Source organism: Sulfitobacter sp. AS92 (assembly GCF_038900015.1).
Classification (GTDB): Bacteria; Pseudomonadota; Alphaproteobacteria; order Rhodobacterales; family Rhodobacteraceae; genus Sulfitobacter.
Genome location: NZ_JBBMQL010000019.1, coordinates 16783 through 42110 on the forward strand (window position 1 = coordinate 16783; position 25328 = coordinate 42110).

The 25328-nt window shown below is 58.0% G+C and carries 21 protein-coding genes; 17 read left to right on the top strand and 4 right to left on the bottom strand.

Going from position 1 to position 25328, the window contains the following annotated elements; all coding sequences use genetic code 11:
* The first annotated feature begins 131 nt into the window (after nucleotides 1-131).
* The 14 genes from WNY61_RS18985 to urtE all read left to right on the top strand — a co-directional run bounded on the left by WNY61_RS18985 (nucleotide 132) and on the right by urtE (nucleotide 18054).
* Nucleotides 132-1691 (top strand): hypothetical protein, encoded by a 1560-nt coding sequence (locus WNY61_RS18985; RefSeq protein WP_342853008.1) that lies wholly within the window; start codon nucleotides 132-134, stop codon nucleotides 1689-1691.
* Nucleotides 1692-2036: 345 nt separating this feature from the next.
* Entirely contained in the window at nucleotides 2037-3086 is a 1050-nt protein-coding gene (locus tag WNY61_RS18990) for a LacI family DNA-binding transcriptional regulator (RefSeq protein ID WP_342853009.1), read from the top strand.
* A 5-nt stretch (nucleotides 3087-3091) separates the two neighbouring features.
* Nucleotides 3092-4387 carry a xylose isomerase gene (gene xylA, locus WNY61_RS18995; protein WP_342853010.1) on the top strand — a complete coding sequence of 432 codons (1296 nt, stop codon included), beginning with the start codon at nucleotides 3092-3094 and terminating at the stop codon, nucleotides 4385-4387.
* A gap of 22 nt (nucleotides 4388-4409) precedes the next feature.
* Nucleotides 4410-5465 carry a sugar phosphate isomerase/epimerase gene (locus WNY61_RS19000; RefSeq protein ID WP_342853011.1) on the top strand — a complete coding sequence of 352 codons (1056 nt, stop codon included), beginning with the start codon at nucleotides 4410-4412 and terminating at the stop codon, nucleotides 5463-5465.
* Entirely contained in the window at nucleotides 5465-6601 is a 1137-nt protein-coding gene (locus tag WNY61_RS19005) for a Gfo/Idh/MocA family oxidoreductase (RefSeq protein ID WP_342853012.1), read from the top strand. Before WNY61_RS19000 ends, WNY61_RS19005 begins: the two co-directional genes overlap by 1 nt.
* Nucleotides 6598-8115 carry a sugar ABC transporter ATP-binding protein gene (locus WNY61_RS19010; protein ID WP_342853013.1) on the top strand — a complete coding sequence of 506 codons (1518 nt, stop codon included), beginning with the start codon at nucleotides 6598-6600 and terminating at the stop codon, nucleotides 8113-8115. Before WNY61_RS19005 ends, WNY61_RS19010 begins: the two co-directional genes overlap by 4 nt.
* A gap of 11 nt (nucleotides 8116-8126) precedes the next feature.
* Nucleotides 8127-9125: an ABC transporter permease gene (locus WNY61_RS19015; RefSeq protein WP_342853014.1), complete on the top strand. Its 999-nt coding sequence runs from the start codon at nucleotides 8127-8129 to the stop codon at nucleotides 9123-9125.
* A gap of 33 nt (nucleotides 9126-9158) precedes the next feature.
* The gene (locus WNY61_RS19020; protein WP_342853015.1) at nucleotides 9159-10106 is read left to right on the top strand and encodes an ABC transporter substrate-binding protein; all 948 of its coding nucleotides are present in this window, start codon (nucleotides 9159-9161) and stop codon (nucleotides 10104-10106) included.
* A 62-nt stretch (nucleotides 10107-10168) separates the two neighbouring features.
* Entirely contained in the window at nucleotides 10169-11644 is a 1476-nt protein-coding gene (gene xylB, locus WNY61_RS19025) for a xylulokinase (RefSeq protein ID WP_342853016.1), read from the top strand.
* 497 nt (nucleotides 11645-12141) lie between these two features.
* Nucleotides 12142-13428 (top strand): urea ABC transporter substrate-binding protein, encoded by a 1287-nt coding sequence (urtA, locus tag WNY61_RS19030; RefSeq protein ID WP_342853017.1) that lies wholly within the window; start codon nucleotides 12142-12144, stop codon nucleotides 13426-13428.
* Between the two features lie 78 nt (nucleotides 13429-13506).
* Nucleotides 13507-15435, top strand: coding sequence for an urea ABC transporter permease subunit UrtB (gene urtB, locus WNY61_RS19035; RefSeq protein WP_342853018.1), 1929 nt, complete (start codon nucleotides 13507-13509; stop codon nucleotides 15433-15435).
* A gap of 3 nt (nucleotides 15436-15438) precedes the next feature.
* Nucleotides 15439-16620, top strand: a complete 1182-nt coding sequence (urtC, locus tag WNY61_RS19040) for an urea ABC transporter permease subunit UrtC (RefSeq protein WP_342853019.1) — start codon at nucleotides 15439-15441, stop codon at nucleotides 16618-16620.
* The gene (gene urtD, locus WNY61_RS19045) at nucleotides 16617-17372 is read left to right on the top strand and encodes an urea ABC transporter ATP-binding protein UrtD (RefSeq protein ID WP_342853020.1); all 756 of its coding nucleotides are present in this window, start codon (nucleotides 16617-16619) and stop codon (nucleotides 17370-17372) included. Before urtC ends, urtD begins: the two co-directional genes overlap by 4 nt.
* Nucleotides 17359-18054 carry an urea ABC transporter ATP-binding subunit UrtE gene (urtE, locus tag WNY61_RS19050; RefSeq protein WP_342853021.1) on the top strand — a complete coding sequence of 232 codons (696 nt, stop codon included), beginning with the start codon at nucleotides 17359-17361 and terminating at the stop codon, nucleotides 18052-18054. The genes urtD and urtE overlap by 14 nt, the downstream gene beginning before the upstream one ends.
* A 22-nt stretch (nucleotides 18055-18076) precedes the next feature.
* Here urtE and WNY61_RS19055 read toward each other — a convergent pair whose 3' ends face one another.
* The 3 genes from WNY61_RS19055 to WNY61_RS19065 all read right to left on the bottom strand — a co-directional run bounded on the left by WNY61_RS19055 (nucleotide 18077) and on the right by WNY61_RS19065 (nucleotide 21338).
* On the bottom strand, nucleotides 18077-19012 hold the full coding sequence (locus WNY61_RS19055) for a dihydrodipicolinate synthase family protein (RefSeq protein ID WP_342853022.1): 936 nt from the start codon (nucleotides 19010-19012) through the stop codon (nucleotides 18077-18079).
* Between the two features lie 67 nt (nucleotides 19013-19079).
* Nucleotides 19080-20594 (bottom strand): malonyl-CoA synthase, encoded by a 1515-nt coding sequence (locus WNY61_RS19060; RefSeq protein ID WP_342853023.1) that lies wholly within the window; start codon nucleotides 20592-20594, stop codon nucleotides 19080-19082.
* A gap of 15 nt (nucleotides 20595-20609) precedes the next feature.
* Nucleotides 20610-21338 carry a GntR family transcriptional regulator gene (locus tag WNY61_RS19065; RefSeq protein WP_342853024.1) on the bottom strand — a complete coding sequence of 243 codons (729 nt, stop codon included), beginning with the start codon at nucleotides 21336-21338 and terminating at the stop codon, nucleotides 20610-20612.
* Nucleotides 21339-21469: 131 nt separating this feature from the next.
* Between WNY61_RS19065 and WNY61_RS19070 the strand changes: the two genes are divergently transcribed.
* The 3 genes from WNY61_RS19070 to WNY61_RS19080 are packed head-to-tail and all read left to right on the top strand — an operon-like array spanning nucleotide 21470 to nucleotide 23946.
* On the top strand, nucleotides 21470-22675 hold the full coding sequence (locus WNY61_RS19070) for a CoA transferase (protein WP_342853036.1): 1206 nt from the start codon (nucleotides 21470-21472) through the stop codon (nucleotides 22673-22675).
* Nucleotides 22676-22690: 15 nt separating this feature from the next.
* Nucleotides 22691-23476, top strand: coding sequence for an enoyl-CoA hydratase (locus WNY61_RS19075; protein WP_342853025.1), 786 nt, complete (start codon nucleotides 22691-22693; stop codon nucleotides 23474-23476).
* Nucleotides 23473-23946, top strand: a complete 474-nt coding sequence (locus WNY61_RS19080; RefSeq protein ID WP_342853026.1) for a PaaI family thioesterase — start codon at nucleotides 23473-23475, stop codon at nucleotides 23944-23946. Before WNY61_RS19075 ends, WNY61_RS19080 begins: the two co-directional genes overlap by 4 nt.
* Before the next feature lie 359 nt (nucleotides 23947-24305).
* On the opposite strand, the gene WNY61_RS19085 is transcribed toward WNY61_RS19080, so the two are convergent.
* Complete coding sequence (locus WNY61_RS19085; RefSeq protein ID WP_342853027.1) at nucleotides 24306-25328, bottom strand: Ldh family oxidoreductase; 1023 nt, start codon at nucleotides 25326-25328, stop codon at nucleotides 24306-24308.

Sequence of the window (25328 nt, forward strand, 5' to 3'; positions counted from 1 at the left end):
GTAGAGAGGGCGCGCAAATCTAATAATCAAACACAGCGGCTGCCTGAAAATTTGAAGTAAGATCCACAACAAAAGGGGGTGACATCACGCGGCCTTGAACTAGCTTCAAGACCAGAATGGGAGTTACGTCTATGGCCGATGATTTGGATCAAACTGGAACGAATGATAGCAAAAAGAATGGCGCAAACCGCTCTGGTCTTATTGCCCTTGCCGTGATCGCGGTGCTTGGTTGGGGTTGGGGTATCTACGGCGCTACGAACCGCTCTTCGCTTGAGGATGAAATGGCACGCCAGGTCGAGGCTGCGACCCTTCAGCGCGATGAAGTGGCAGCCTCACTTGCCGCATTGAAGACGGCGTCAGGAGAACTGACCGATATTCAGGCGCGTATCAAGAGCTCAAGCGGTGACCTTGCGGGACTTGACGAGCGGCGAGAGTCGGCGATGGCGGAGTTTGATAAGGAATTGGCAGCATTGGCAGAGCAGCGCACAGACGCGGAAACAGCTCTGTCTACTGAACTGACCGGGATGACGGCGCAGATCGAAGCGGCGCGTCAGGACTTTGAAAACGAACTTGCGGCGCTGGCCGAACGCCGTGATGTCGCATTGACCGAAGCCGAAAATGTCGAAGCATCCCTAAACGACGCGAACAATCAGCTAGAGCAGTCGACGGCTCAACTTGAAAGCCAGCGCTCTACCCTGAGCGGCATAGATCAAGAGATCGCAAATCGGGAAGCAAGACGTGAAGAGACGCAGACGGCGCTGACTGAAGTCATGAAAGAGGTTGAGACGGTAGGCGCGCGCTTGAAAGAAGCGCGAGACCAAGAAAGCACCCTTCGCGAAACGCTGAGTGCCTTGCAGGCGGAAGCAGCAACCCTGTCGAAAGAGCTGGCAGAGGCGGAAACACGTATCCAACAAGCCCGCAGCATAGAAGCGCAAGCTCAAGAAAAGTCGGCGGAAATTTCAAACAATATCGCGGAGCTTGAAGACCGGAAGCAACAGTTGGTAAGTGAACTCTCTGAGCTTGATTTGCGGAGTTCTGACCTACAATCCGATGTCTCCGCTGCCGAAGAGCAGCGCACAAATGTGCAAACGGAACTTAAGGACATGACCGCCCTTCTTCAGACGCGTTCTGATGAACTGTTGAAGGTTGAGCAGCGCATCATTGAACAGCAGGACGCAGCTGACAGCGCGACGGCTGAACCGGCGGAAACTCCAAGCGGCGATCCCGAAGCTTCTAGTACCACTGAGGAACAGAATGCTGCTCCGCAGGTAGAAGACAGCGACACATCCGATGAGGGCGCTGTTGAAGCGACAACCTCTGGCTCAGACGCTGCGTCACCTGACCAAGCCGAGCGACTACAATCGGACCGCCCTGACGCTGAACAAAGCACGAAGGCCGCTATTGTACCCGGCACCTACCGCACGGGCGATATCCTGGCCCGCTTCGAATCCGACGGAACATTTAACATGCGTAACGGGCAGAGCGGCGATAACGTGGCTGGCGAATATTCCCTCGACGCTGAGGTGTTGACGCTGTCCAACCCCGTGGGTGCTTTGCGTCAAGGCGTCAACTTTCCGCTGCGCTGCGTGGTAGAGCCGGACGGCGAGGCCTTTATCCTTCGCGCTTCTGGTCCCGAGGGGCTTGCATGTGGTCCTCTTACTGATGCGGCCTATGAACAGGCTCCGCAGTAGAGAATAAATAAAGCGAAGATTAGCGAGAGTGGCTCCTGAGGAGCGCCTCTCGTCAGCGACCACGTAAGCAAACCGTCTTCCACTGGTGACCTGTTTGGAAGGCGGTTTATACATGATTTCCCCGGTACGGCTGGGATGTGAAATTCTTCTAATCCGGCGATACATTCTTTTTCGCATGAATTGACACAACAGAACCTTCAAGTTTGGCTTCTATAATCGCCGACAGTCTGTTCTGAGCGCCTAAAATGATCGACGTCTGTCAAAAAATGATTGACGTCGATCAAAACTCCTTCTAAATGGTCATAAGTAGTGTCGACTGGGAGGTTCGGCGCGGGGGGAGTGTTCATGCCAAGTCCAACGTTAAGCGATGTCGCCCGTGCTGCTGGCGTGAGCTATGCCACCGCCGACCGGGTTATCAATAACCGTGGCAACGTGGCTGAGAAGTCTTCCGAAAAGGTGCGCAAGGCTGTGGCCGCGCTTGGGTATGTACGCAACATCGCGGCTGCCAATCTGTCCCGAGGTCGCATCTATAAGCTCGCCTTCTTGATCCCGCAGGGCTCCAATGCATTCTTCAATCGCATCCATCAGCACATTATCCATACCGCCGAACATCAGCAGCGTGAGGGCGTCACGGTCGAAGTGATCAAGGTCGCGGCCTTTGCTGTGGAGGGGCTTCAGGAAAGTCTCCTGGCCCTGCTCGGCCGTGACATTGACGGTATCGCTATCGTTGGTTTGCAAAGCACCGCGCTTGAGAAGTCTTTGGCTCAGTTGCGTGCGCGAGGGGTGGCCGTGGTGGGCCTTGTCTCGGACCTGCCGCAGACCTCGCGCGCGGCCTATATTGGCATCGACAATATCGCAGCCGGACGCACGGCAGCGCGCACTGTTGGCCTGTCGCATGGCGGTCATAGCGGATGTGTTCAGACCTTTGCAGGCTCAATGGAAGCCCGCGACCACGCCGAGCGGCTCTCAGGGTTTCGTGAGGTGCTGGAAGCTGACTTCCCTTTCATAGACGTGCTCGACCCGATCATGACCAAAGATGACCCGATTGTGCTGCAAGCGCAGGCACGGGAACTGCTGTCACATCCCGGTTTTACCGCGCTTTACAACGTGGGAGCAGGCAACAGCGGTCTTATCGCGGCCCTTCAGGAAGCCAAAGGCAAGCGGCCCTTCTGCGTTGTGCACGAACTTGTCGCCCATTCGCGCCAAGCGCTGCTTGAGCGGCATATTGATCTGGTGATTGACCAGCGTCCAGACGTCGAGATTAACCGCGCCTTCACCGTGTTGCGCGCCCTGATTGACGAAAAGGATTTGCCGCCGATGCCGGACCTCGTGCCGACAATTTATGTGCGGGACAATCTGCCCGCCGATGCTTTGACCGATAAGATGAAGGCCTAAGATACATGAGTGATTTCTTCAAAGATATTAAGCCACTTTCCTATGATCCAGACGGGTCTGACCTGGGCTTTCGCCATTACAACCCCGACGAAGTGTTTATGGGCAAGCGGATGGAAGACCATCTGCGTTTTGCCGTGGCCTACTGGCATTCCTTCGCATGGCCCGGCGGTGACCCCTTTGGGGGGCAGACTTTTGACCGCCCATGGTTCGGCGAGACGATGGACATGGCGCGCCTCAAGGCCGATGTGGCCTTTGAGATGTTCGAATTGCTGAACGCGCCCTACTACTGCTGGCACGACGCCGACATTCGCCCCGAGGGCGACACCTTTGCCGAGAGCCTGCGCAATTTCGAAGAGATCATTGATTATCTCGGCACCAAGATGGAAAGTTCCAAGACCAAACTACTCTGGGGCACCGCGAACCTCTTTGGTCACCGCCGTTTCATGTCGGGTGCGGCCACCAACCCCGACCCCGAGGTGTTTGCGTGGTCGGCGGCGACGGTCAAAGCCTGCATGGATGCGACCCACAAGCTGGACGGTCAGAACTATGTGCTCTGGGGCGGGCGCGAGGGCTATGAAACCTTGCTGAACACCGACCTGAAACGCGAACGCCAGCAGGCCGGGCGTTTCTTGCAGATGGCCGTGGAATATAAACACAAGATTGGCTTCAAAGGTGCCATTCTGGTGGAGCCGAAGCCGCAGGAGCCGACCAAACACCAGTATGATTTCGATGTTGCGACCGTCTATGGTTTCCTCAAGGAGTTCGGGCTGGAGGGCGAGGTTCAGATGAACATCGAACAGGGCCACGCGATCCTTGCGGGCCACTCGTTCGAGCATGAACTGGCGCTGGCGTCCTCATTGGGGATTTTCGGCTCCATCGATATGAACCGCAACGACTACCAATCGGGCTGGGACACGGACCAGTTCCCCAATAATGTGCCCGAGGTCGCGCTGGCCTATTACGAGGTGCTCAAAGCAGGCGGGTTCACCACCGGCGGCACCAACTTTGACGCCAAGCTGCGGCGGCAATCGCTTGACCCGGTTGATCTGGTCGCGGCCCATGCAGGCGCGATGGACGTCAGCGCGCGGGGCTTCAAAGCCGCCGCCGCGATGCTGGAGGATGGCACGCTCGATGCCATGCGCGATGAGCGCTACGCGGGCTGGGCGACACCCGCGGCAAAGGCGATGCTGGAGGGGGATCTGGCCACTATCGCGGCGCAGGTTGCCAAGGACGGCATCAACCCACAGCCCCGCTCGGGCCGGCAGGAAATTCTGGAGAATATCGTGAACCGGTTCGTTTGAGCCGGGGAGAGGGAGGACCACCATGAAAACGATCAAGGGACCAGCGCTGTTTCTAGCGCAGTTTGCAGGCGACGAAGCACCGTTTAATTCTTGGGACAGCATTACCAAATGGGCGGCCGATTGCGGCTATAAGGGTGTGCAGGTGCCCAGTTGGGACGCGCGGCTGATCGACTTGGCCAAAGCGGCGTCGAGCAAGGACTACTGCGACGAATTCAAGGGGAAGGCAGTTGAGAACGGCGTAGAGGTCACCGAACTTTCGACCCACCTTCAGGGGCAACTCGTCGCCGTGCACCCTGCCTATGACACCGCTTTTGATGGTTTTGCCGCCCCCGAAGTGCGCGGCAATCCGAAGGCGCGTCAGGAATGGGCGGTTGAGCAGGTCAAAATGGCCCTCTCGGCGTCGAAAAACATGGGGATCGGCGCGCATGCGACCTTCTCTGGTGCCTTGGCTTGGCCTTACGTCTACCCCTGGCCGCAGCGCCCTGCGGGGCTGATTGAGACGGCTTTTGACGAGTTGGCCGCGCGTTGGCTTCCGATCCTGAACCACGCCGAAGACTGCGGTGTTGATGTCTGCTATGAAATTCACCCCGGCGAAGACCTGCATGACGGCATCACCTATGAGATGTTCTTGGAGCGCACAGGCAATCACGCACGCGCCAATATGCTTTATGATCCCAGCCATTACGTTCTGCAGTGCCTTGATCACATTGATAACATCGATATCTACAAAGACCGGATCAAGATGTTCCACGTCAAGGATGCGGAGTTTAATCCGACCGGGCGGCAGGGGGTCTATTCGGGCTATCAAAGCTGGACGGAACGTGCCGGACGGTTCCGGTCTTTGGGCGATGGTCAGGTTGATTTCGGCGCTGTCTTTTCCAAAATGGCCGCCAATGATTTTGATGGTTGGGCCGTGGTGGAGTGGGAATGCTGTCTGAAACACCCCGAAGACGGCGCGCGCGAAGGGGCGCAGTTCGTCACGGATCACATCATCCGCGTGACCGACAAGGCCTTTGATGACTTCGCCGATGGCGGCACCGATGAGGCGGCAAACCGCAAAATGCTGGGGATCGACTGATGGCACGTATTCGACTTGGCATGGTGGGCGGCGGCAATGATGCCTTTATCGGCGGGGTGCACCGTATCGCCTCGCGCATCGACGACCGGTTCGATCTGGTCGCGGGCGCGCTGTCTTCGACCCCCGAGAAATCCGCCGCCAGTGCAGAGGCTCTGGGCATTCCGCGTTCATACGGCAGTTTCGAAGAGATGGCCGAGGCCGAGGCCGCCCGCGAAGACGGGATCGAGGCGGTCTCGATTGTCACTCCCAACCACGTCCATGCCGCCGCCGCCAAGGCATTCTTGGCCAAGGGCATTCATGTGATTTGCGACAAGCCGCTTACCTCCACGCTGGAGGATGCAGAGGCGCTGGAAACCACGGTGGCCGAGGCCGACGCGCTCTTCATTCTCACCCATAACTACACTGGCTACCCCATGATCCGCCAAGCGCGGGCAATGGTCGAAGCGGGCGATCTGGGCGATATTCGCATTGTCCGAGCAGAGTACCCGCAGGATTGGCTAACCGCGCCCATGGAGAACAATGGCGTCAAACAAGCCGAATGGCGGACCGATCCCGCACGCTCTGGTGCGGGCGGCTCGGTGGGCGACATCGGCACTCATGCGCATAACCTTGCGTGCTTTGTAAGCGGCTTGCAGGTCGAAAGCATCGCCGCCGATCTGCAAAGCTGGGGCACAGGGCGCAAGCTCGACGACAATGCGCATATGATGCTGCGCTTTGCTGGCGGCGCGCGCGGTATGCTGTGGTCAAGCCAAGTGGCCCCCGGCAATGAAAACGCGCTGAAGCTGCGGGTCTATGGGGAAAAGGGCGGTCTGGAATGGTCGCAGGAGGATCCCAACTACCTGTGGTTTACGCCGCTCGGCGAACCCAAACGTCTGATCACCCGCAACGGGGCCGGGGCGTCGGAAGAGTCGCAGTCGGTGAGCCGTATTCCCGGTGGCCACCCCGAAGGATACCTCGAAGGATTCGCTACAATCTATAACGAAGCCGCCGATGCGATCCGCGCGGTGCAGGGCGGGGCGACCCGCGAAAACGCCATGGGCGTGCTGCCCGGTATCGCGGCGGGAATGGACGGAATGCGGTTCATCAATGCCTGCGTGACGTCTTCGGCCAACGACGCGGCGTGGACCAAGCTATGACACCCAACCCCGTTCTTGCCCTGCGCAACGTGAGCAAAAGCTTCGGCTCGATCGAGGTGTTGCATGGTGTGACCCTCGCGCTGGAGCCGGGCACCGTTCACGCGCTCATCGGTGAAAACGGGGCGGGCAAATCCACCACGATGAAGATCATGGCGGGCTATCAACTGCCCACGCAAGGGGATGTACAATTGGACGGCGCGCCCGCCCGGTTCGACAGCCTGCACGATGGCGAGGTGGCCGGGATCGTGATGATCCACCAAGAGTTCAATTTGGCCGAACAGTTGACGGTTGAGCAGAATATCTTTTTGGGCCGAGAGCTAAAGCGTGGGCCACTGCTTGATAAAGCCGAGATGCGGCGCCTTACGCGTGACTATCTTGACCGCGTGGCCTGCGATGTTTCCCCCGATGCGCGCGTATCCACCCTGTCGAACTCCGACAAACAGATGGTGGAAATCGCCAAAGCCCTGTCGCGCGATGCGCGGGTGTTGATCATGGACGAGCCGACGGCGGTGCTGACCAAACGTGAGACGGACGTGTTGTTCAAGCAGGTCGCGGCGCTGCGTGCAGCGGGTACGGCGGTTCTGTTTACGTCACATAAACTTGATGAGGTCGCTGAGATCTCGGACCATGTCACCATCATGCGTGATGGCGAAGTGGTGCAATCCAGCCCCACGGCAGAGATCACCGAAGATGAGATGGCGACCGCCATGGTGGGCCGCGATGTGTCTGACCTTTACCCGCCAAAACCCGGCGTCCCCGCAGACGCGCCGGTGGTGCTTTCTGTCGAAAACTTGAACGTGTCCGGCTACGCCAGCAACGTGTCCTTTTCGCTCCGGCAAGGCGAGATACTGGGGATTGGCGGGCTAATCGGCTCGGGCCGGACGGAATTGATGGAGGGGCTGGCGGGCTTGAGGGCTGCGCGCATCGATCGCGTGACACTCTTTGGCGAGCAGGTTCATTTTAAACAACCTAGCGACGCGCAGCGGGCCGGGCTTTGCTACCTCACCGAAGACCGCAAGTTGCGGGGGCTGCTGTTGGAACGCGGGATGCGCGAGAACCTGACGCTGCAGAACTTGCATAAGTTTGGTGCGTTTATGATCGACCGGGGTGCTGAGGAAACGGCGCTGACCCATGCGATTAAAGAATTCGACATTCGCGCGGGCAGCCGCGATGTGCGGGTCGGCAATATGTCGGGCGGCAACCAGCAAAAGCTACTGCTGGCCAAGATCATGCTCTCTGAACCGCGTATCCTGATCGTGGATGAGCCGACCCGCGGCATCGACATCGGCACAAAACAGCAAATCTATGCCTTCTTGCGCAACTTGGCCGATCAGGGCCATGCGATCGTCGTGATTACCTCTGAAATGCCCGAACTTATCGGCCTTGCCGACCGTGTGATGGTCATGCGCTTGGGCGAAGTGAGCGGCACGTTGGCGCCGCATGAGATCACGGAAGACGCGATTGTGCGCCTCTCGATGGGGCTGCGCGCCGAACAAATGCCGATGACGGCCTAAGGAAACCGAAGATGACAGATGTAACCACACCTCACACCAAAAGCCTTCGGATGCCGTCGATGTCCGTCCTCGGGCCGATTATCGCCTTGGTCGTTTTGCTGCTGATTGGCGCGCTGATGAACTCAAACTTCCTGAGTGCGGCGAACATCACCAACGTCTTGGCGCGGTCTGCCTTTATCGGCATCATTGCGGTGGGCATGACCTTTGTGATCACGGCGGGGGGCCTCGATCTTTCGGTTGGCTCAATGGCGGCCTTTATCGCAGGGCTGATGATTTTGGTGATGAATGCGGCGTTGCCCAGTCTGAGCATCGGCGTGCCTATTATTCTGCTGGGGATGCTCACCGCCATTGTCGCGGGGCTGCTGGCGGGGCTGTTGAATGGCTTTTTAATCACCACTCTCGGGATCGAAGCCTTTATCGTCACGCTGGGGTCGATGGGGATTTATCGGTCGTTGGTGACATGGCTTGCCGATGGAGGCACGCTGTCGCTCGACTTTGGTTTGCGGACCTTTTACCGGCCCGTCTACTTCGACGGCATCCTCGGGATCAGTTGGCCAATTATCGTCTTTGCGCTGGTCGTGATTATCGGTGAGATCATCATGTCGCGATCCGTTTACGGGCGCCATTGTGCGGCCACCGGATCGAACGAGAATGTCGCGCATTATTCAAATGTGAACGTAAAACGCACGCGGCTGATCTCTTACGCGGCCTTGGGCATCTTGGTCGGCGTTGCGACGATCATGTATGTGCCACGGCTCGGCTCGGCTTCGGCCTCGACCGGGGTGCTGTGGGAGCTTGAGGCCATCGCCGCGGTTATCATCGGCGGCACGGTGTTGAAGGGCGGTTTCGGTCGGGTCTGGGGCACAGTCATTGGCGTGCTCATCCTGAGCCTGATCGGCAATATCCTGAACCTTACTGATTTCGTGTCGCCATATCTCAATGGGGCGATCCAAGGGATTATCATCATTCTCGCTGTGATCCTACAGCGCGAAAGGAAGACGGCGCTTTGAGCCGTAGTTGAACGCTTCATGGGAGGAGCAAAAATGACATTTACCAAAACATTCATTGCCACTGCGCTGGCCACGGCTGTCGGTACGGGCGCCTTTGCCCAAGAGACCAAGGTTATCGGCGTCTCGATCCCGGCGGCGACCCACGGCTGGGCGGGGGGCATGAACTTCCACGCCAAGGAAACCGTCGAGCGTCTGGAAGAGGTCTATCCCGATCTCGACTTCGTGCTCGCCACCGCGTCGGACCCCGGCAAACAGGTGAACGACATCGAAGACATGGTTGCCACACGCAACATTGACGCGCTGGTGGTACTGCCGTTCGAATCCGATCCGCTGACCCCGCCGGTGCAAGCCGTGGCAGACAGCGGCGCATGGGTGACCGTGGTTGACCGTGGCCTGTCGGTCGAGGGGATCCAAGACCTCTATGTCGCGGGCGACAACAGCGGCTTTGGCAAGGTCTCGGGTGAGTTTATGGCTCAACAAATGCCCGATGGCGGCGATATCGTCGTGCTGCGCGGCATCCCCACCACCATCGACAACGAGCGTGTTGAGGGGTTCAATGCGGCGATTGAAGGCTCTGGCATCACCGTGTTGGATATGGAACATGGCAACTGGAACCGCGACGACAGCTTTACCGTGATGCAGGATTTCTTGTCGAAATATCCCAACATCGACGCGGTTTGGGCGTCTGACGATGATATGGCGATTGGTGTTCTGGCCGCGATTGAGGCCGCAGGCCGTGACGATGTGAAATTCGTGCTTGGCGGTGCTGGTATGAAAGAAATGATCAAGCGCACAGCCGATGGCGATGCGATGATCCCGGCCAACGTCACCTACCCGCCGTCGATGATCGCCACCGCGATTGAGCTGACCGCCGTGGGCCTCACCTCCAACGCGCCGGTGTCGGGCACTTTCGTGATCGGCTCGGTTCTGGTGACCCAAGAGAACGCGATGGATTTCTACTATCCTGACAGCCCGTTCTGATTAATGCCGCCACCGGCACTCTGCCGGTGGCCTTTCTCCCTTTGTGAAGTAACGAGTACTGCATGACCTATCTTGGCTTGGACCTAGGCACCTCGGGCGTCAAAGCGCTTTTAATCGGCGAAGGCCAAACGGCCTTGGCCGAAGGTCATGCACCGTTAAAGGTTCAGCGCGCCCATCCGATGTGGAGCGAACAAGACCCTCACTCATGGATCACCGCCTGCGAGAGTGCGATTGCGCAGGTCCGTGCGGCCGCCCCCGCCGAATTCGCAGCGCTGCGCGGCATCGCTGTGTCAGGTCAGATGCACGGGGCCACGCTGCTTGATGCGGACGATCGGCCTTTGCGTCCGGCAATCCTGTGGAACGATGGGCGCGCCCATGCCGAATGCGCGAAGTTGGAAGGTCTGGCTGATTTTCGCGGCATTGGCGGCAACATCGTCATGGCAGGCTTTACCGCGCCCAAACTACGGTGGGTTCAAAAGCATGAGCCTGAGATTTTTGCGCAGGTTCGCAAAGTCTTGCTGCCTAAGGATTACGTCGGTTTTTGGCTGACGGGCGAACATGTGTCTGAGATGTCAGACGCGGCGGGCACGCTTTGGCTGGATGTGGCAAAACGCGATTGGTCTGATGAATTGCTCGCCGCTACGGACCTCACCCGCGATCACATGCCGCGATTGGTCGAAGGCAGCGCGCGGGCGGGCGGGCTTCGGGCTGATCTGGCTGCGAAGTGGGGTGTCAGCAACGTCGCGGTCGCAGGCGGTGCGGGCGACAATGCGGCCACCGCCGTGGGGCTGGGATTGGTGCAACCGGGGCAGGGGTTCTTGTCGCTCGGCACCTCAGGGGTGCTCTTCTCGGTCACTGACCGTTTTGAGAGCAACACCGAAAGTGCTGTGCATAGTTTTTGCCACGCGGTGCCCGACACTTGGCATCAGATGGGCGTGATCCTGTCGGCCACGGATGTGCTGGCATGGCTGGGGCAGATCACTGGGCAAAAGCCCGCAGCACTTGCGGGGATGGTTCGGGGCGTGACGCAGCCCTCGCCGATCACCTTTTTGCCCTATCTTTCGGGCGAACGGACCCCACATAACGCGCCGGATGCCACCGGTGCCTTCCACGGGCTGCGCCGCGCACATGAGTTGCCCGATATGGTCCAAGCCGTGATGGAGGGGGTTGGCTTTGCCTTTGCCGATTGTTGTCGCGCGCTTGAGCAATGCGGCTCTTTGCCAGAACGGGTTTGCGTGGCGGGGGGTGGCAGCCAGTCTGAAACATGGTTGCAAATGATCGCCGATATTACGGGCCTCACGCTTGATGTGCCAGAAAGTGGCGCACAGGGGGCTGCTTTGGGGGCCGCCCGGCTGGCGATACTGGGCAGCGAAGACGGCGGGGCGGCGGAGGTGATCCGCACGCCGAAGATCAGCAAAAGCATCGCCCCAAACCCCGCGCTTACGGACGCCTATGTAGAAAGCCTCGAGATTTTTCGCGCCGCTTGGGAATTATCCGCGCGCGGAATGGATAGCTTGGCGGGAATTTACCGGGCATGAGTTCTGGATCTCGCGCAGACTAAAGTCGCCGCAAAGGCCTCGGATCAATACGGCACGGCCAGCACCTTCGGGGCATGTTTACTCCGTGTGTACTGCCCATCTAGTTAACGCTTTATTCGGTAGCCGGTCGGCAGGCCACGGCATTCTCAGCCGTTCAATACCCGAAAGCCCACATAAACACCCCGCGCTAACGCTGCTTTGCAGAGAGAAAAGGGGGCGTGTTTTCTGCGTCTAGCGCCTAATATTTGGCGGTTCGGCTGCAAACTGCACATCTTTAAGGCATTTTTGCTGCAGTGCAGAAACTCTTGGCAGCTTGGGGCTTGCCGGCTCGTCTATCTAAATTGACGTTGTAACAGCTTCGGTATGGAGCGCCGCGAACGGGATAGTCTTGCAGGAACCTAACCATTTGCAGCTACAGCAAACGCTGTGTGGAAAAGCATTGGCTCATTGGGATGTTTGCGTCTCCGCTCTTCCGCACACCAAACGGGGATACCGTCATGAGAATTTCCACCAAACGAACACTTACCGCGACCGCTGCCCTTTTGATCGCAGGTTCAGCAGTCAGCGCGGAATGCGAGGACCCGATCAAGGTTGGCGTGTTGCACTCTTTGTCCGGCACAATGGCCATTTCCGAGACGACATTGAAGGACACGATGGAGCTGTTGATCGACCAACAAAACGCCGCAGGCGGCTTGTTGGGTTGCGAAATCGAAGCTGTTGTCGTTGATCCCGCTTCCGATTGGCCCCTGTTCGCTGAAAAGGCGCGTGAACTTCTCACTGTGTCTGAGGTTGATGTCATCTTCGGTTCTTGGACGTCTGTTTCGCGCAAATCCGCATTGCCTGTTCTGGAAGAATTGAACGGCCTGATGTTCTACCCGGTTCAGTATGAGGGCGAAGAAAGCTCGCGCAATGTGTTCTATACAGGTGCCGCCCCGAATCAGCAGGCGATCCCTGCCACCGATTATTTCCTGGAGGAATTGGGCGTCGAGAAATTTGCTCTGCTCGGCACAGACTATGTCTATCCCAGAACCACCAACAACATCCTTGAGCAATACCTTGTGGATAAGGGCATCCCCGAAGAAAACATCTTCGTAAACTACACACCTTTCGGTCATTCCGACTGGTCTACCATTGTAGCGGATGTGGTTGAACTGGGCGCAGATGGCTCTCAGGTGGGCGTGGTCTCTACTATCAACGGCGATGCGAATATCGGCTTCTACAAAGAGCTGGCCGCCGCCGGTATCTCGGCTGACGACATCCCAGTCGTCGCGTTCTCGGTCGGTGAAGAAGAGCTGTCCGGCCTTGATACGTCCGACCTTGTCGGTCACCTCGCCGCGTGGAACTACTTCCAGTCTGCAGAATCCGAGTTAAACGACGAGTGGGTCGCCGCCTGGAAAGAGGCAATGGGCGATGACCGCGTGACCAATGACCCGATGGAAGCCCATTACATTGGCTTCAACATGTGGGTGAATGCGGTCACCGATGCAGGCACCACGGAGGTGGATGCGGTGCGCACGACGATGTACGGGCAGGAATTCCCGAACCTCACCGGCGGGACGGCTGTGATGCTACCTAACCACCACCTCGCCAAACCCGTTTTGATCGGTGAAATCACCGCGGACGGCCAGTTCGATATCATCAGCCAGACCAAAGAGGTTCCGGGTGACGCATGGACGGACTTTCTGCTTGAATCTGCCGTTTTGGTCTCCGATTGGAAAGAACTCGAGTGCGGCATGTACAATACCGAAACCGAGACCTGCGTTCAGCTGACCTCAAACTACTAATACTGACAGTCGGGCGCGCCATTGAACGTGCCCGACACCTTCTCTGAACACTCCTCCTGACCGAAAGTCCCATACACAATGGTTCGTATTCTGCTCAGCCTGTTGTGCTTGCTGACTTCTGTCGGGTTCGCCTCAGCCCAAGACCTTCAGTCCATCTTGCAGACCCATAGCGACGAAGTGGCCAAGCCATCGCGCAACTCAGTCGGAGTAATGTTGGACGACTTGGTGACCTCCGGCCTGCCGCAGGTACCTGTATTTCTAGAACGATGGGCCGACCGAAGCATCTGGAAAGACGACACAACGGGCCTGTTCTATATCGCGACCGAAGCCGACGATACGCTCACGCTGCGCAACGTTGATACGGGCGAAGAAACAACCGCATCATCAGATGATTTCAGCCAGATGCGCCCCAATGGCGGCGTGCGGCGTGTCATCGGTACGGCGTTGGTACAGTTCCAACTGTCCGACACCAATCCCGAACGCCGCCAAGCAGCGCTTGAAAGTATCGCGCGACGGAGTGATGCCAGCCAGCTTGAGCCGCTCATGGCGTCACTTGATGGGGAAGAAGACCCAACCTTGCGCGCCCGCAAGGAGCAACTGATCAACTTTTTGACTGCCCGATTTGGAGAGGTGCCCGAAGAACGTATCAAGGCCATTGAGAGCCTTTCGTCCGACACGTCCGTCGAAGCCCGCGCGGTGCTGAACCAGATCCTCTCTGTGACGACTGCGGTGGCGACGGAGCAGCCCGAGGGCAACATCGCCAGCATTCTTGATCCCATGGCGGACCCATCCGCAAGCTACGAAAAACTTGTTGGCGCCGATCTAGCGCCTGCAATCGTGTCTTACAGTGATATTCGCGCAGCACTTGAAGCCAACATCGTTGAAGGTCGCGTCGGCGGCATCCCTTTGGCGCAATTGGACGACCAAGAAACGCGGAGTGACGCATATCGCGTGCTCGCCGACGCTGGCACAGTGCCGCCTTTAGTGACGCCGGATGATATCACCACCGCTGTGCAGGATGCCGTCTTCTATGAGCTCTACGACGAGGACGACGTTGCTATCACCGACGCTGCCCGCGCCACGCTTGACGAGGTCGAAACGCGTGTCGGATGGGCGCAAACCTTGGATTTGGCGTTGGACGGTTTGTCACTGGCCTCGATCTATTTTCTTGCCGCGATTGGGCTTGCGATAACATTCGGGCAAATGGGGGTCATCAATATGGCTCATGGCGAGTTCATCATGATGGGTGCCTACACAGGCTACGTCGTGCAACTCATCATCCCCGACTACACCGTATCGCTACTTGTCGCGCTGCCGCTTGCTTTTGCGATCACTTTTGGTGCGGGTGTCGCGATGGAGCGGCTGGTGATCCGGCATCTCTATCATCGCCCGCTTGAGACTTTGCTGGCGACTTTTGGCATCTCGATTGCCTTGCAACAAATCGCCAAGAACATCTTTGGCACGCAGGCCCGTCCTCTGACATCTCCGGACTGGCTCGGTGGTGCGCTCGTGATCTCGGATGTGATTCAAATCAGTTACATCCGCATTGCGATCTTCGTGCTGGCGCTCATGTTTCTCTTCATTTTGCTGTATATTCTTAAGCGTACCCGCCTTGGGTTGGAGGTGCGCGCGGTCACACAGAATCCGGGCATGGCAGCCTCGATGGGCATCAACCCTGGTCGCATCAATATGATGACATTTGGACTGGGGTCTGGAATTGCAGGTGTCGCTGGCGTCGGCATCGGCCTTTATGCGCAGGTCACGTCAGAGATGGGCGCGAACTACATCGTGCAAAGCTTCATGACCGTCGTGGTGGGGGGTGTTGGGTCGGTCTTTGGCACGTTGGCTGGGGCGGGGCTGATCGGTTTCCTGCAAAAGGGGATTGAGTGGCTGAACCCGTCCAACACGCTGGCGGCACAAACCTATATGATCCTTTTCATCATCTTGTTCATTCAATTCCGGCCTAAGGGCATTGTTGCCCCCAAAGGCCGGGCAGCGGCGGATTGAGCCATGACCCAGACGCACAAACAAGGAAGGTCTTTCATCGGACGCAATCCTTCGGTTCTCTACTTTCTTGCCGCTTTAGGCCTGTTCACCGCCATTGCGACAGTGATGTCCGAAGCCGCTGGCGCGGGCCTCATCTCAACTTCATTCATCAAAACACTGGGCAAAACCCTGTGCCTTTGCCTTGTTGCCATCGCGATGGATGTCGTCTGGGGCTATTGCGGCATCCTTAGCCTTGGTCATTTCGCTTTTTTCGGGATCGGTGGCTATGCCGTTGGTATGTGGCTTATGTATGCCCGTACTGAAATCATCGTCGCCGAAAGCCTCGCAGGTCAGGTCATCCCACCGACACCGCAGGAGATATCAGACGCAATAGGAAACCAGATTTTCGGCGTTGTCGGATCGTCAGAATTCCCCATGATTTGGGCCTTTGCTGATAATCTGTTTATCCAATTGGCGTTCGTCGTGCTGATCCCCGGCGCCCTCGCGCTGGTCTTTGGTTGGCTGGCGTTTCGAAGCCGTGTCACCGGCGTTTATCTGTCGATACTCACTCAAGCCATGACACTGGCGCTTGCGCTTTATTTGTTCCAGAACGACAGCGGGTTACGTGGCAACAACGGCCTCTCGGGCCTGCAAAATATTCCGGGCTTCGCCGAAAGTGGTCAGGACGTCGTCTCCATCGTCTTTTTCCTTGCTTCAGCCTTGGCACTTGGGCTGGGCTATTTGTTTTTTGCTTGGGTCACCGACAGCAAGCTGGGCAACATCATCCAAGCCATCCGCGACGATGAATCCCGCGTCCGCTTTCTGGGCTATCATGTGGAAAGCTACAAACTCTTCGTCTTCACCATTACGGCCATCGTCGCGGGCATCGCTGGTGCGCTTTATTACCCCCAAGCGGGCATCATCAATCCGGCAGAAATCGCCCCCATCGCGTCGATCTATCTGGCGGTATGGGTCGCCATCGGCGGGCGCGGCCGGCTTTACGGCGCGGTCATTGGCGCGGCAGTGGTATCGCTTCTGTCCAGTTGGTTCACGGGTGGCGGCGCACCTAACATCGACCTTGGGGTCTATACGATCCAATGGGTCGATTGGTGGTTGGTGCTGCTGGGCCTTAGCTTTGTACTTATCACGCTATTTGCACCTAAGGGCATCGGTGGCCTCTTTGATAAACTGGTACGCAAATCATGAGTTCTCTTTTGGAAATGTCCGGAATCTCTAAGTCCTTCGACGGATTTCAGGCGATCAAGAACCTCAGCCTACAGATCGGTGAGCCGGAACTGCGGGCCGTGATCGGCCCCAATGGGGCGGGCAAGACGACCTTTATGGACATCATCACCGGCAAGACAAAGCCAGATGAGGGGCACATTCTGTTCGGCGATGATAGCCGCTCTCTTATTGGCATGTCCGAAAGCCAGATCGCCATGCTTGGCATCGGGCGCAAATTTCAGAAGCCCACGGTGTTTGAGGCGCAAACCGTGCGCGAAAATCTCGCTATGGCGCTAAAGAACCCGCGTGGAGCCTTCTCGGTCCTTTTCTATCGCAAGAACGCCGAGAGCGCTGCGCGACTTGAAAAAGTCGCCGACGAAATCAACCTGACCAACCATCTAACCCGCCCCGCCGGAGAACTAAGCCATGGGCAAAAACAATGGCTTGAGATCGGGATGCTGCTTGCGCAATCGCCCCGCTTGCTGTTGGTCGATGAACCCGCCGCTGGCATGACAGCACATGAACGCGAACACACCACCGATATCTTGAAGAAGGCCGCCGAGACCCGTGCCGTGATCGTGGTGGAACATGACATGGAATTCGTGCGGCGTCTGAACTGCAAGGTGACTGTGCTGCACGAAGGGTCTGTGCTGGCCGAAGGGTCGCTGGATCATGTGACCAAGAACCAGACTGTTGTAGACGTTTATTTGGGGCGCACCGATGCTGGAGATTGAGAATTTAGACCTGAAATACGGGCAGTCCCAGATACTTCATAATATCACATTTAACGCGCCTGTGGGCCAAGTTACCTGTGTAACGGGCACAAACGGGGTCGGCAAAACGAGCCTGCTGAAAGCCATCGCTGGGCGGCACCCATTCTCAGGCGGGACAATCACGCTTAACGGGGAAGAGCTACACTCAGGCCGTGCGGCCTTGTCGGCCAAAGCGGGCATCGGATACGTGCCGCAGGGGCGGGAAATATTTCCCCTCATGACCGTTGAAGAGAACCTTGAAACGGGCTTTGCCTGCCTTCCTAAATCTGATCGTAAGATTCCGGATGACATCTTCGACCTTTTCCCAGTCCTCGCAGTAATGAAGGCCCGGCGTGGCGGTGACTTGTCCGGTGGTCAACAACAACAGCTTTCCATTGCCCGAGCGCTCATCGCCCGCCCCAAAGTGTTGTTGTTGGATGAACCAACTGAAGGCATCCAGCCCAATATCATCCAGATGATTGGCCGCACCATTCGGCTTCTGCGCGCTCGCGGTGAACTGGCCATCATTTTGGTCGAGCAAAACTTCGAATTCGCTTACCTCAACTCCGACCATTTCCACATCATGCAACGCGGACAAATCACGAAATCCATCCCAAAGTCCCAAGCGCAAAGGGACGCACTCTTGGACGCCCTCGCGCTATAAGAGACAGGATCAGCTGCATCCATCAGTCCATTGAAAGGATATCGAGGCCGACTTCGCTGCGCAGGCGATCGGCAAGTTCGCGGCCGCGTGCCTCGCTCAGAGGTTCGAGCGGAGGGCGGACATTGGCCCACCGGGCATCACCACTTTGGAGTGCCAGGAGCCGTTTTTGGGCCGGGATCGGAGCGTATTCTTGGACAGTCAGCCGTAGTGTGCGAACCTTTTCAAAAGCGCTGCGCGCGGCTTCGGTCTCGCCGTTCCGGTGCAGCTCGACCACCTTCGCGATAGCCGATGTATTGACGTTCGCAGTTGCAGTGATACAGCCCGGGCCGCCGAGGTCGAGCGCTTCAAAAAGCGGTAACTCTGACCCTGGATAGACCGTCAGTCCCGAGATCCCGAACAGGGCTTTGGTGTTTTCCCAATCTCCGGAGGAATCCTTGATGCCGACGATATGTCCTGGAAAGTCTGTCTTTAGGCGACGTACCAGCTCAATACTAAGCGGCACGCCAGAGACTTGAGGGATGTGGTAGAGGTAAATCGCGAGGTCGTCCCGCGCTACTCGTTCAATTAGGCGCGCATAATAGGCGTGGAGCCCATCGTCGCTTACCCCTTTGTAGTAGAACGGCGGAAGGATCATCGCGCCTGCACACCCCATGTCGACCACACGTCGGGTGAGGTCAGCGGTCTCAGGAAGGTTGCTTAGCCCGGTTCCGGGGATCAGCCGTTTTGGGTCGATGCCATTGGACGTGAGGTGCTTTAGCATCTCAAGCCGTTCGGCAGTCGAAACCGAGAGCGCCTCGCCAGTGGTGCCGAACGGGGCCAACGCGACACAACCGTCCTCTAGCAGCCGGCGAACATTGTCGAGATAAAGGTCTCGGGCAATAGAAAGGTCATCCTCAAACGGGGTCAGATTTGGCGCAATAACGCCAGGCTTAATGGCATGATGAATGGTGTAGGACATAATCGGTTCCTTCTGGATCGACCCGTAGGAAATTAAATGAGGGGGGGGCGTGCAGAGACTTATCAAGTTACTGGCTGAAAGCTTTCTCGAAGGTCTTTCGCAGCTCGTTCTTTTGCACTTTTCCCATGGTATTGCGGGGTAAGGCGTCAACGATCTCGAATTTGCGGGGGCGCTTGAACCCGGCCAGTTCGCGCCGAGCGGTTGCTTCGATTGCATCCAGATCGACAGTGACGCCGGCCTCAGGGACCAGCACCGCCACGACGCTTTCGCCGAAATCGGGGTGGGGCGCGCCGATCACGGCACTTTCCGAGACCCCGGGCTGATCGTCGAGGAACAGTTCGATCTCTTTGGGATAGATGTTGTAGCCGCCTGAAATGATCAAGTCCTTGCCACGTCCAACAATGTGGACATAGCCGTCAGCATCGATCCGAGCGAGATCGCCGGTGATGAAATAGCCATCGGGAAGCAGTTCCTCGCGGGTTTTTTCCGGCATGTTCCAGTATCCGACGAAGACGTTCGGCCCGCGCACATGTAGCACGCCGATCTCACCCTGCGGCAGTTCGGTGTGTGTTTCAGGGGCGCAGACCCGAACCTCTACCCCGGGTAACGGAAAGCCCACGGTCCCGGCGCGACGCTCTGCGTCGTAAGGGTTTGAGGTGTTCATGCTCGTTTCAGTCATGCCGTAGCGCTCTAGGATGCGGTGACCTGTCCGCGCCTGAAAGCGCTCATGTGTCTCGGCCAATAGCGGCGCCGAACCCGACACAAAAAGCCGCATATGGGCGGTCAACTGGCGGGTAAAACGCGGGTCGTCGAGGAGCCGGGTATAGAATGTCGGGACACCCATCATCACGGTCGCCTTCGGCAGGGTTGCGATCACGGTGTCAGGATCGAATTTTGGCAAAAAGATCATCGACCCGCCCGCCATCAGAGACACATTCGAAGCCACGAACAGCCCGTGGGCGTGGAAGATCGGCAGCGCGTGCAGGAGAACGTCATCGGGGGTGAACTGCCAAGCGTCAACCAACGCGCGCGCGTTCGACAGCAAGTTCTCTTGAGTTAGCATCGCGCCCTTAGAACGCCCGGTGGTGCCCGAGGTGTAGAGGAAGGCAGCAAGGTCGTCCTTGGTACGGTCCACCGCGTTGAATTTCTCCGACTGGTCTGCCGCTGCCTGAGCGAAGCTGCCCTGTCCGTCGCTGCCGAGCGTCAGCACCTTGCAGCCGTGCGCCTTTGCGATTGGTTCCATCTCAGATAGTTCGCCCGGATCGCAGACGAACAGGGCCGCGCCGCTGTCGCCGACGAAGTAGTCAAGCTCTGGAGGGGTGTAGGCGATGTTGAGGGGTAAGAAGATCACCCCCGCCTTAACGCAAGCCGCGTAAAGTGCCAGCGCCTCGGGCGACTTTTGCACATGGACCGCAACGCGATCACCAGCCGCGATGCCCGCTGACACCATCGCGTTTGCCATCTGTGCAGCGGTTGACAGAAACGCCCGCCGGCTGATCGAGCTGCCATCAGCTAGGTGTAAGAAAGGGGCATCGCTGGCCTCGTGGGGGGCGAACAATGTGTCATAGAGTGGATTTGCCATCGTGTCTTTGGTTCCTTAACGGGGAAGGGCACTGCTCGACGGTCCGTCCGCCCTCTCGATCATTTTGAGGTAACGGGCCATGCCGGTGGTGATGTGGGTGTGCGCCGCCTGCCATGCCGCATCCGGATCGCCCCGGGCGACCGCTGCAGTGATTGCTTCGTGCTCCTCGATTGAGCGCGCAATGTTGGAAGAGATCGACAAGCCCCGGCGGCGGAACAGGTGCATTTCGCGCACGAGATTATCGTAGATAGTCTTGGCCTTGGGGTTGCCGGCCCCTTCGAGCAGCATGTCGTGAAAAGCAATGTTGAGATCGTAGTAAAGCGCTGGTTCCACTTCGCTCTCGGTCCGGCGCATCTGGGCAAGGTTGTCTTTAAGTTGCTCGACCAGCGTCGTCTCAATGCCTTCATCCACGCGGCGGGCCGCAGCCGCGCAGCCCATTGCGAAGATCGCACCCCGAACGTCGTAAAGATTGTGGACCTCTTGCAATGTCACTTCATGGACAAAGGCACCACGGTTCGCGAAGAGATCGATCAAACCGGTATCAACGAGCGACCGTATAGCCTCGCGCACGGTGCCGCGGCTAACGCCCAATATCTCGGAAATGCGAAGTTCGTTAAGTTTTTCGCCGGCTGCAAGTTCACCATCAACGATCATTCGCTCGATCTCTGAGCGGACCTCAACAGCGAGTGTAGCCCGCCGACTGCCGATATTGCGCACATTTGTATCCATACTGCTTCCTCTCATCGCAATTATGTTTTGTCAACAATTAACATTTATATTGCTAAACGCTAATTATCAGCATAATCATACAGGGAAGATTACATCGGTTGGAGGATAAAATGGGCCAAAGCGCAAATGACGAGGCGACCGGTTGTTTGGATACGCCCGACTCCGCCAAAACGGGAGGGCCGGCCAGCCAAGCGCTTAACGGCCTTCGGGTGCTTGATCTAACTCGGGTTAGGTCTGGACCGACTTGCGTGCGCCAGCTTGCCGATTGGGGGGCTGATGTCATCAAAATTGAAGCGCCAGACGACAAGGCACAGCTTGGAGGCCCGCGTTCTGGTGCAGACTTTCAGAACCTACACCGCAACAAGCGTAGCCTGACGCTGAACCTTAAGTCCGAGGAGGGCGTCGAGGCCTTTCGCCGACTTGCGGATACAGCCGATGTGATTGTGGAGAATTTTCGGCCCGCCGTGAAGAAGCGTCTTGGCATCGACTACGAGACACTGGCGGCGTCCAACCCGCGTCTGGTTTACGCGTCTATCTCTGGTTTTGGTCAGGATGGTCCGTTGGCTGGGCGTCCCGGTTTTGACCAAATCGCTCAGGGCATGGGGGGGCTCATGTCGATCACCGGCAAGCCCGGTGAGGGGCCGATGCGTGTGGGCATTCCGATTGCTGACCTCTGCGCCGGGCTTTTTGCCGCTCAGGCGGTCCTAATAGCGCTGTTCGAGCGTCAACAGTCCGGGCAGGGGCAGTGGGTGCAAACCTCGCTGTTGCAAGCGCAGGTCTTCATGCTCGACTTCCAAGCGGCGCGCTTCTTGGTGGATGGCGACGTGCCAAAACAAGCGGGCAATAACCACCCAACTTCGATCCCCACCGGGGTGTTCAAGACTAGCGACGGGTACATGAACCTGGCAGTGGCCGGACAGGAAATTTGGAAACGCTTGGCACAGGCAGTTGAGCGGACGGAGTGGCTTGAAGATGCGCGCTTTGCCACACCTCCTGCGCGGTCGGACAACCGCGATGCGCTCAATGCGGAAATCGAAAAGATCACCGTGACCCGCACGACGGAGGAATGGATCGAGGCAATGAATGAGGCTGGAGTGCCTGCCGGTGAAATCAATGACATCGGTCAAGTGTTCGATAACCCTCAGGTTCATCATCTCGGGCTCGTACAGCCAACGACCAGCCAAGAGCGCGGTGAGACACGCCTTGTTGGTCAGCCGATCCTGATGAGCCGCACCCCTAGTCGCATTGCATCGCCGCCACCTTTGGCGGGTCAGCACTCCGAGCAGATATTGCGCGAAATCGGCTACTCGGACGCCAGTATCGCCACACTGAAAGCCCAAGGCATTACCTGAATCAAAGGACCAACCATGACTGACAAGATCATTACCGAAAAATCTGGCGACATCGCCCGGATCATCTTTAACCAGCCCGAAAAGCGGAACGCTGTATCGCTGGAGATGTGGGAAGCCGTTGAGGCTGCAGTAACCCGCTTTGAGGCTGATGATTCGGTCCGTATCCTGATCTTATCTGGGGCGGGCGGAAAAGCCTTCGTTTCGGGCGCCGACATCTCGAAATTCGAGAGTGAACGCGCCAGCGAAGAGGCGGTGGCCCATTACAACGCGACGACCAAACGGGTCTACGACATGGTTGAAGCATTTCCAAAGCCCACTATCGCCCAAATCGATGGTTTCTGTGTCGGCGGTGGCGTGGCCTTGTCGCTGAGCTGCGATATGCGCATCTGTGGTCAGGGATCGCAGTTCGCCATTCCTGCGGCGAAGCTCGGCCTTGGGTATGGCTTCCCGGGGATCAACCGTTTGGTAAATCTGGTTGGCCCTTCGTTTGCCAAAGAGATTTTCTTCACCGCCCGTCGCTTTGACGCTGAAGAAGCCCGTGTCATGGGGTTGGTAAACCGCGTTGTGCCTGACGACGAGGTTGCCACGACAGCAGAAGAAACCGCCCGCATGATCGCCGCCAATGCACCGATGACCGTGGAATCGGTCAAGTATATCGCAGGCGAAACCTTGAAGGACGAAAGCGTCCGCGATCTTGCCGAATGCGAACGTCGGGTTAAGGCCTGCTTTGATAGCCAAGACTACGTTGAGGGCCGCCGCGCCTTTCTTGAGAAGCGCAAACCAAAATTCGTCAACGCATGATTTCCGAGCATTCAGCGAAGCGGATCGACGAAGCTGCCGCGCGAGAGCATTTCGATACCGCTGTGGCAACGCATGAGCAGGCGTTCGAGTCGTTCTTCTTCGCACGCTTCCTCGGTCTGTCCTTCGAGTATCTTCCCGAGGCCGTCAATGATGCCGACAAAGAGGTTTGCCGGCTGACCTTCCCGCTTACTGACATGCTGCGAAATCCTCAGGGATCGCTGCACGGCGGTGCTATGGCGTCGGCCATGGACATCTCCATGGGGCATCTCGTCAACAAAATTTCAGGCCCCGGTGCCACCGTCGAGCTAAAGGTGCAGTTCATGCGCCCTGTGATGGAAGGCCCGGTGACATGCGAAGGAAGTTTCATCAAGAAGGGGCGGACCATGTCGTTCATGGAAAGTCGCCTTATGGGCCCGGACGGAAAACTTGCCGCTTACGCCACCGCAACATGGAAGATGCCCTCTTCGTGACGCCCCCTCTGTATTAGCGCTGGCTTGCTTGCCGAGATACGCAGCCACTTTGCCCATGTCGAGATGACCGTCGGGCCCGCATCGTCACCGCGGGCGTGACGATCATCGGCGGTGTTGACTCCCTCCCGGCGAGAAGGGCTAGTGTCGAGCGCGGTCGATTGCAAGCCACCGACAGAGGTAGTTACAAAACCGAACAAGCGAGGCATCCGGACCCATACCCGCAAGGCCGATCACTACTCGCGCAACATTCTAGACCCGATTGGCTTGGGCTCGGCTGTGCGCGTGTCGCTGTGTCACTACAACACGCAGACTGAGGTTGCGTAGTTCTTGGACGCGCTGCGCGAGCTTATCGAAGCGGCCTAGGCCCCGGCCAGATCCTGAAGCCGAGCGTATAGCTTTGTTTCGATCTCTACACCTTCGGACCGCGCCTGCGCCAACTTTTCCAGCGCGCGCGTGCCGGGCATGCGGGGTGGGGCGGCGGCGTTTTCTGCAGCACCGCGTGACAGCATTTCCCTAGCGTCCCCAAGCCGTTCTGATAGCGCCGCAGGAGGCATTAGCCGCGCGGCATCGATGACCAGAAACAGATGGCCGACGTTGGCCACCGCCTGGGTATCGAGGTTGGCGTTTGGGATTTCCGACAGCATTGCCGCGCCTGACAATCCGCCTACCAATAGGTCCAGACAAAGCGCTAAGTTCGCACCCTTGGTCCCGCCGATTGCCTGCATCATGCCCTGCATCGCCGCTGCCGCGTCGGTGGTGGGATTGCCTGCGGCATCCGTTGCCCAACTTTCCGGGATGGCGTCGCCGCGGGCCGCGGCCTGCCGCACCCTGGAACGCGCCACCACCGACATCGCAATATCTAGGATGACATGCCAGCCACTTTGGTCGGGCAAAGCGATGCCGAGGGGTGTGTTGCCTATCACCGGTCGCTGCCCGCCGGGCGGAGCGATCATCGGTGAGGTGTTGGTGCAAAAGAAGGCGGCGAATTCGGCCTCCGCGGCCAAAAGTAGTTGCGGCGCAAGCGCCCCTAAGTGTGACGATCCGCGGCAGAAGGCGGCTCCCAGACCGACTTCGCGCGCCGCTTGCATGGCGGCTTGCGTCGCTCGGAGCGCGACCGCGGCGCCCAGTCCGTTTTGCCCATCGACCTGACGCAGTGCTGGAGCAGGCGCGGTGATGATAGGCAGCGCCGCAGGATTTACACCACCGTCGCGCAGCCGTGTCGCATAGGGTTCGACTCGCGTCAGGCCGTGTGTGCGGATGCCCATCATCTCGGTTGTCACCAACACTCCGGCTGCGTCCCGTGCCATATCTGAACGCATACCGGTCCGTTCAAATACGTGGCAGACTAGGTCGATGAGCGTGGTTTCGTTAACCTTTGGCAT

What these genes read in the sequence shown, in the direction of transcription:
- urtE (WP_342853021.1), top strand. Translation starts at nt 17,359, where the DNA reads ATGCTGGAGATTGAGAATTTAGACCTGAAATACGGGCAGTCCCAGATA.
- WNY61_RS19020 (WP_342853015.1), top strand. Translation starts at nt 9,159, where the DNA reads ATGACATTTACCAAAACATTCATTGCCACTGCGCTGGCCACGGCTGTC.
- WNY61_RS19065 (WP_342853024.1), bottom strand. Translation starts at nt 21,338, where the DNA reads ATGAGAGGAAGCAGTATGGATACAAATGTGCGCAATATCGGCAGTCGG.
- WNY61_RS19060 (WP_342853023.1), bottom strand. Translation starts at nt 20,594, where the DNA reads ATGGCAAATCCACTCTATGACACATTGTTCGCCCCCCACGAGGCCAGC.
- WNY61_RS19010 (WP_342853013.1), top strand. Translation starts at nt 6,598, where the DNA reads ATGACACCCAACCCCGTTCTTGCCCTGCGCAACGTGAGCAAAAGCTTC.
- WNY61_RS19000 (WP_342853011.1), top strand. Translation starts at nt 4,410, where the DNA reads ATGAAAACGATCAAGGGACCAGCGCTGTTTCTAGCGCAGTTTGCAGGC.
- WNY61_RS19080 (WP_342853026.1), top strand. Translation starts at nt 23,473, where the DNA reads ATGATTTCCGAGCATTCAGCGAAGCGGATCGACGAAGCTGCCGCGCGA.
- WNY61_RS19085 (WP_342853027.1), bottom strand. Translation starts at nt 25,328, where the DNA reads ATGCCAAAGGTTAACGAAACCACGCTCATCGACCTAGTCTGCCACGTA.
- WNY61_RS18990 (WP_342853009.1), top strand. Translation starts at nt 2,037, where the DNA reads ATGCCAAGTCCAACGTTAAGCGATGTCGCCCGTGCTGCTGGCGTGAGC.
- xylA (WP_342853010.1), top strand. Translation starts at nt 3,092, where the DNA reads ATGAGTGATTTCTTCAAAGATATTAAGCCACTTTCCTATGATCCAGAC.
- xylB (WP_342853016.1), top strand. Translation starts at nt 10,169, where the DNA reads ATGACCTATCTTGGCTTGGACCTAGGCACCTCGGGCGTCAAAGCGCTT.
- urtB (WP_342853018.1), top strand. Translation starts at nt 13,507, where the DNA reads ATGGTTCGTATTCTGCTCAGCCTGTTGTGCTTGCTGACTTCTGTCGGG.
- WNY61_RS19055 (WP_342853022.1), bottom strand. Translation starts at nt 19,012, where the DNA reads ATGTCCTACACCATTCATCATGCCATTAAGCCTGGCGTTATTGCGCCA.
- urtD (WP_342853020.1), top strand. Translation starts at nt 16,617, where the DNA reads ATGAGTTCTCTTTTGGAAATGTCCGGAATCTCTAAGTCCTTCGACGGA.
- WNY61_RS18985 (WP_342853008.1), top strand. Translation starts at nt 132, where the DNA reads ATGGCCGATGATTTGGATCAAACTGGAACGAATGATAGCAAAAAGAAT.
- urtC (WP_342853019.1), top strand. Translation starts at nt 15,439, where the DNA reads ATGACCCAGACGCACAAACAAGGAAGGTCTTTCATCGGACGCAATCCT.
- WNY61_RS19075 (WP_342853025.1), top strand. Translation starts at nt 22,691, where the DNA reads ATGACTGACAAGATCATTACCGAAAAATCTGGCGACATCGCCCGGATC.
- WNY61_RS19005 (WP_342853012.1), top strand. Translation starts at nt 5,465, where the DNA reads ATGGCACGTATTCGACTTGGCATGGTGGGCGGCGGCAATGATGCCTTT.
- WNY61_RS19015 (WP_342853014.1), top strand. Translation starts at nt 8,127, where the DNA reads ATGACAGATGTAACCACACCTCACACCAAAAGCCTTCGGATGCCGTCG.
- urtA (WP_342853017.1), top strand. Translation starts at nt 12,142, where the DNA reads ATGAGAATTTCCACCAAACGAACACTTACCGCGACCGCTGCCCTTTTG.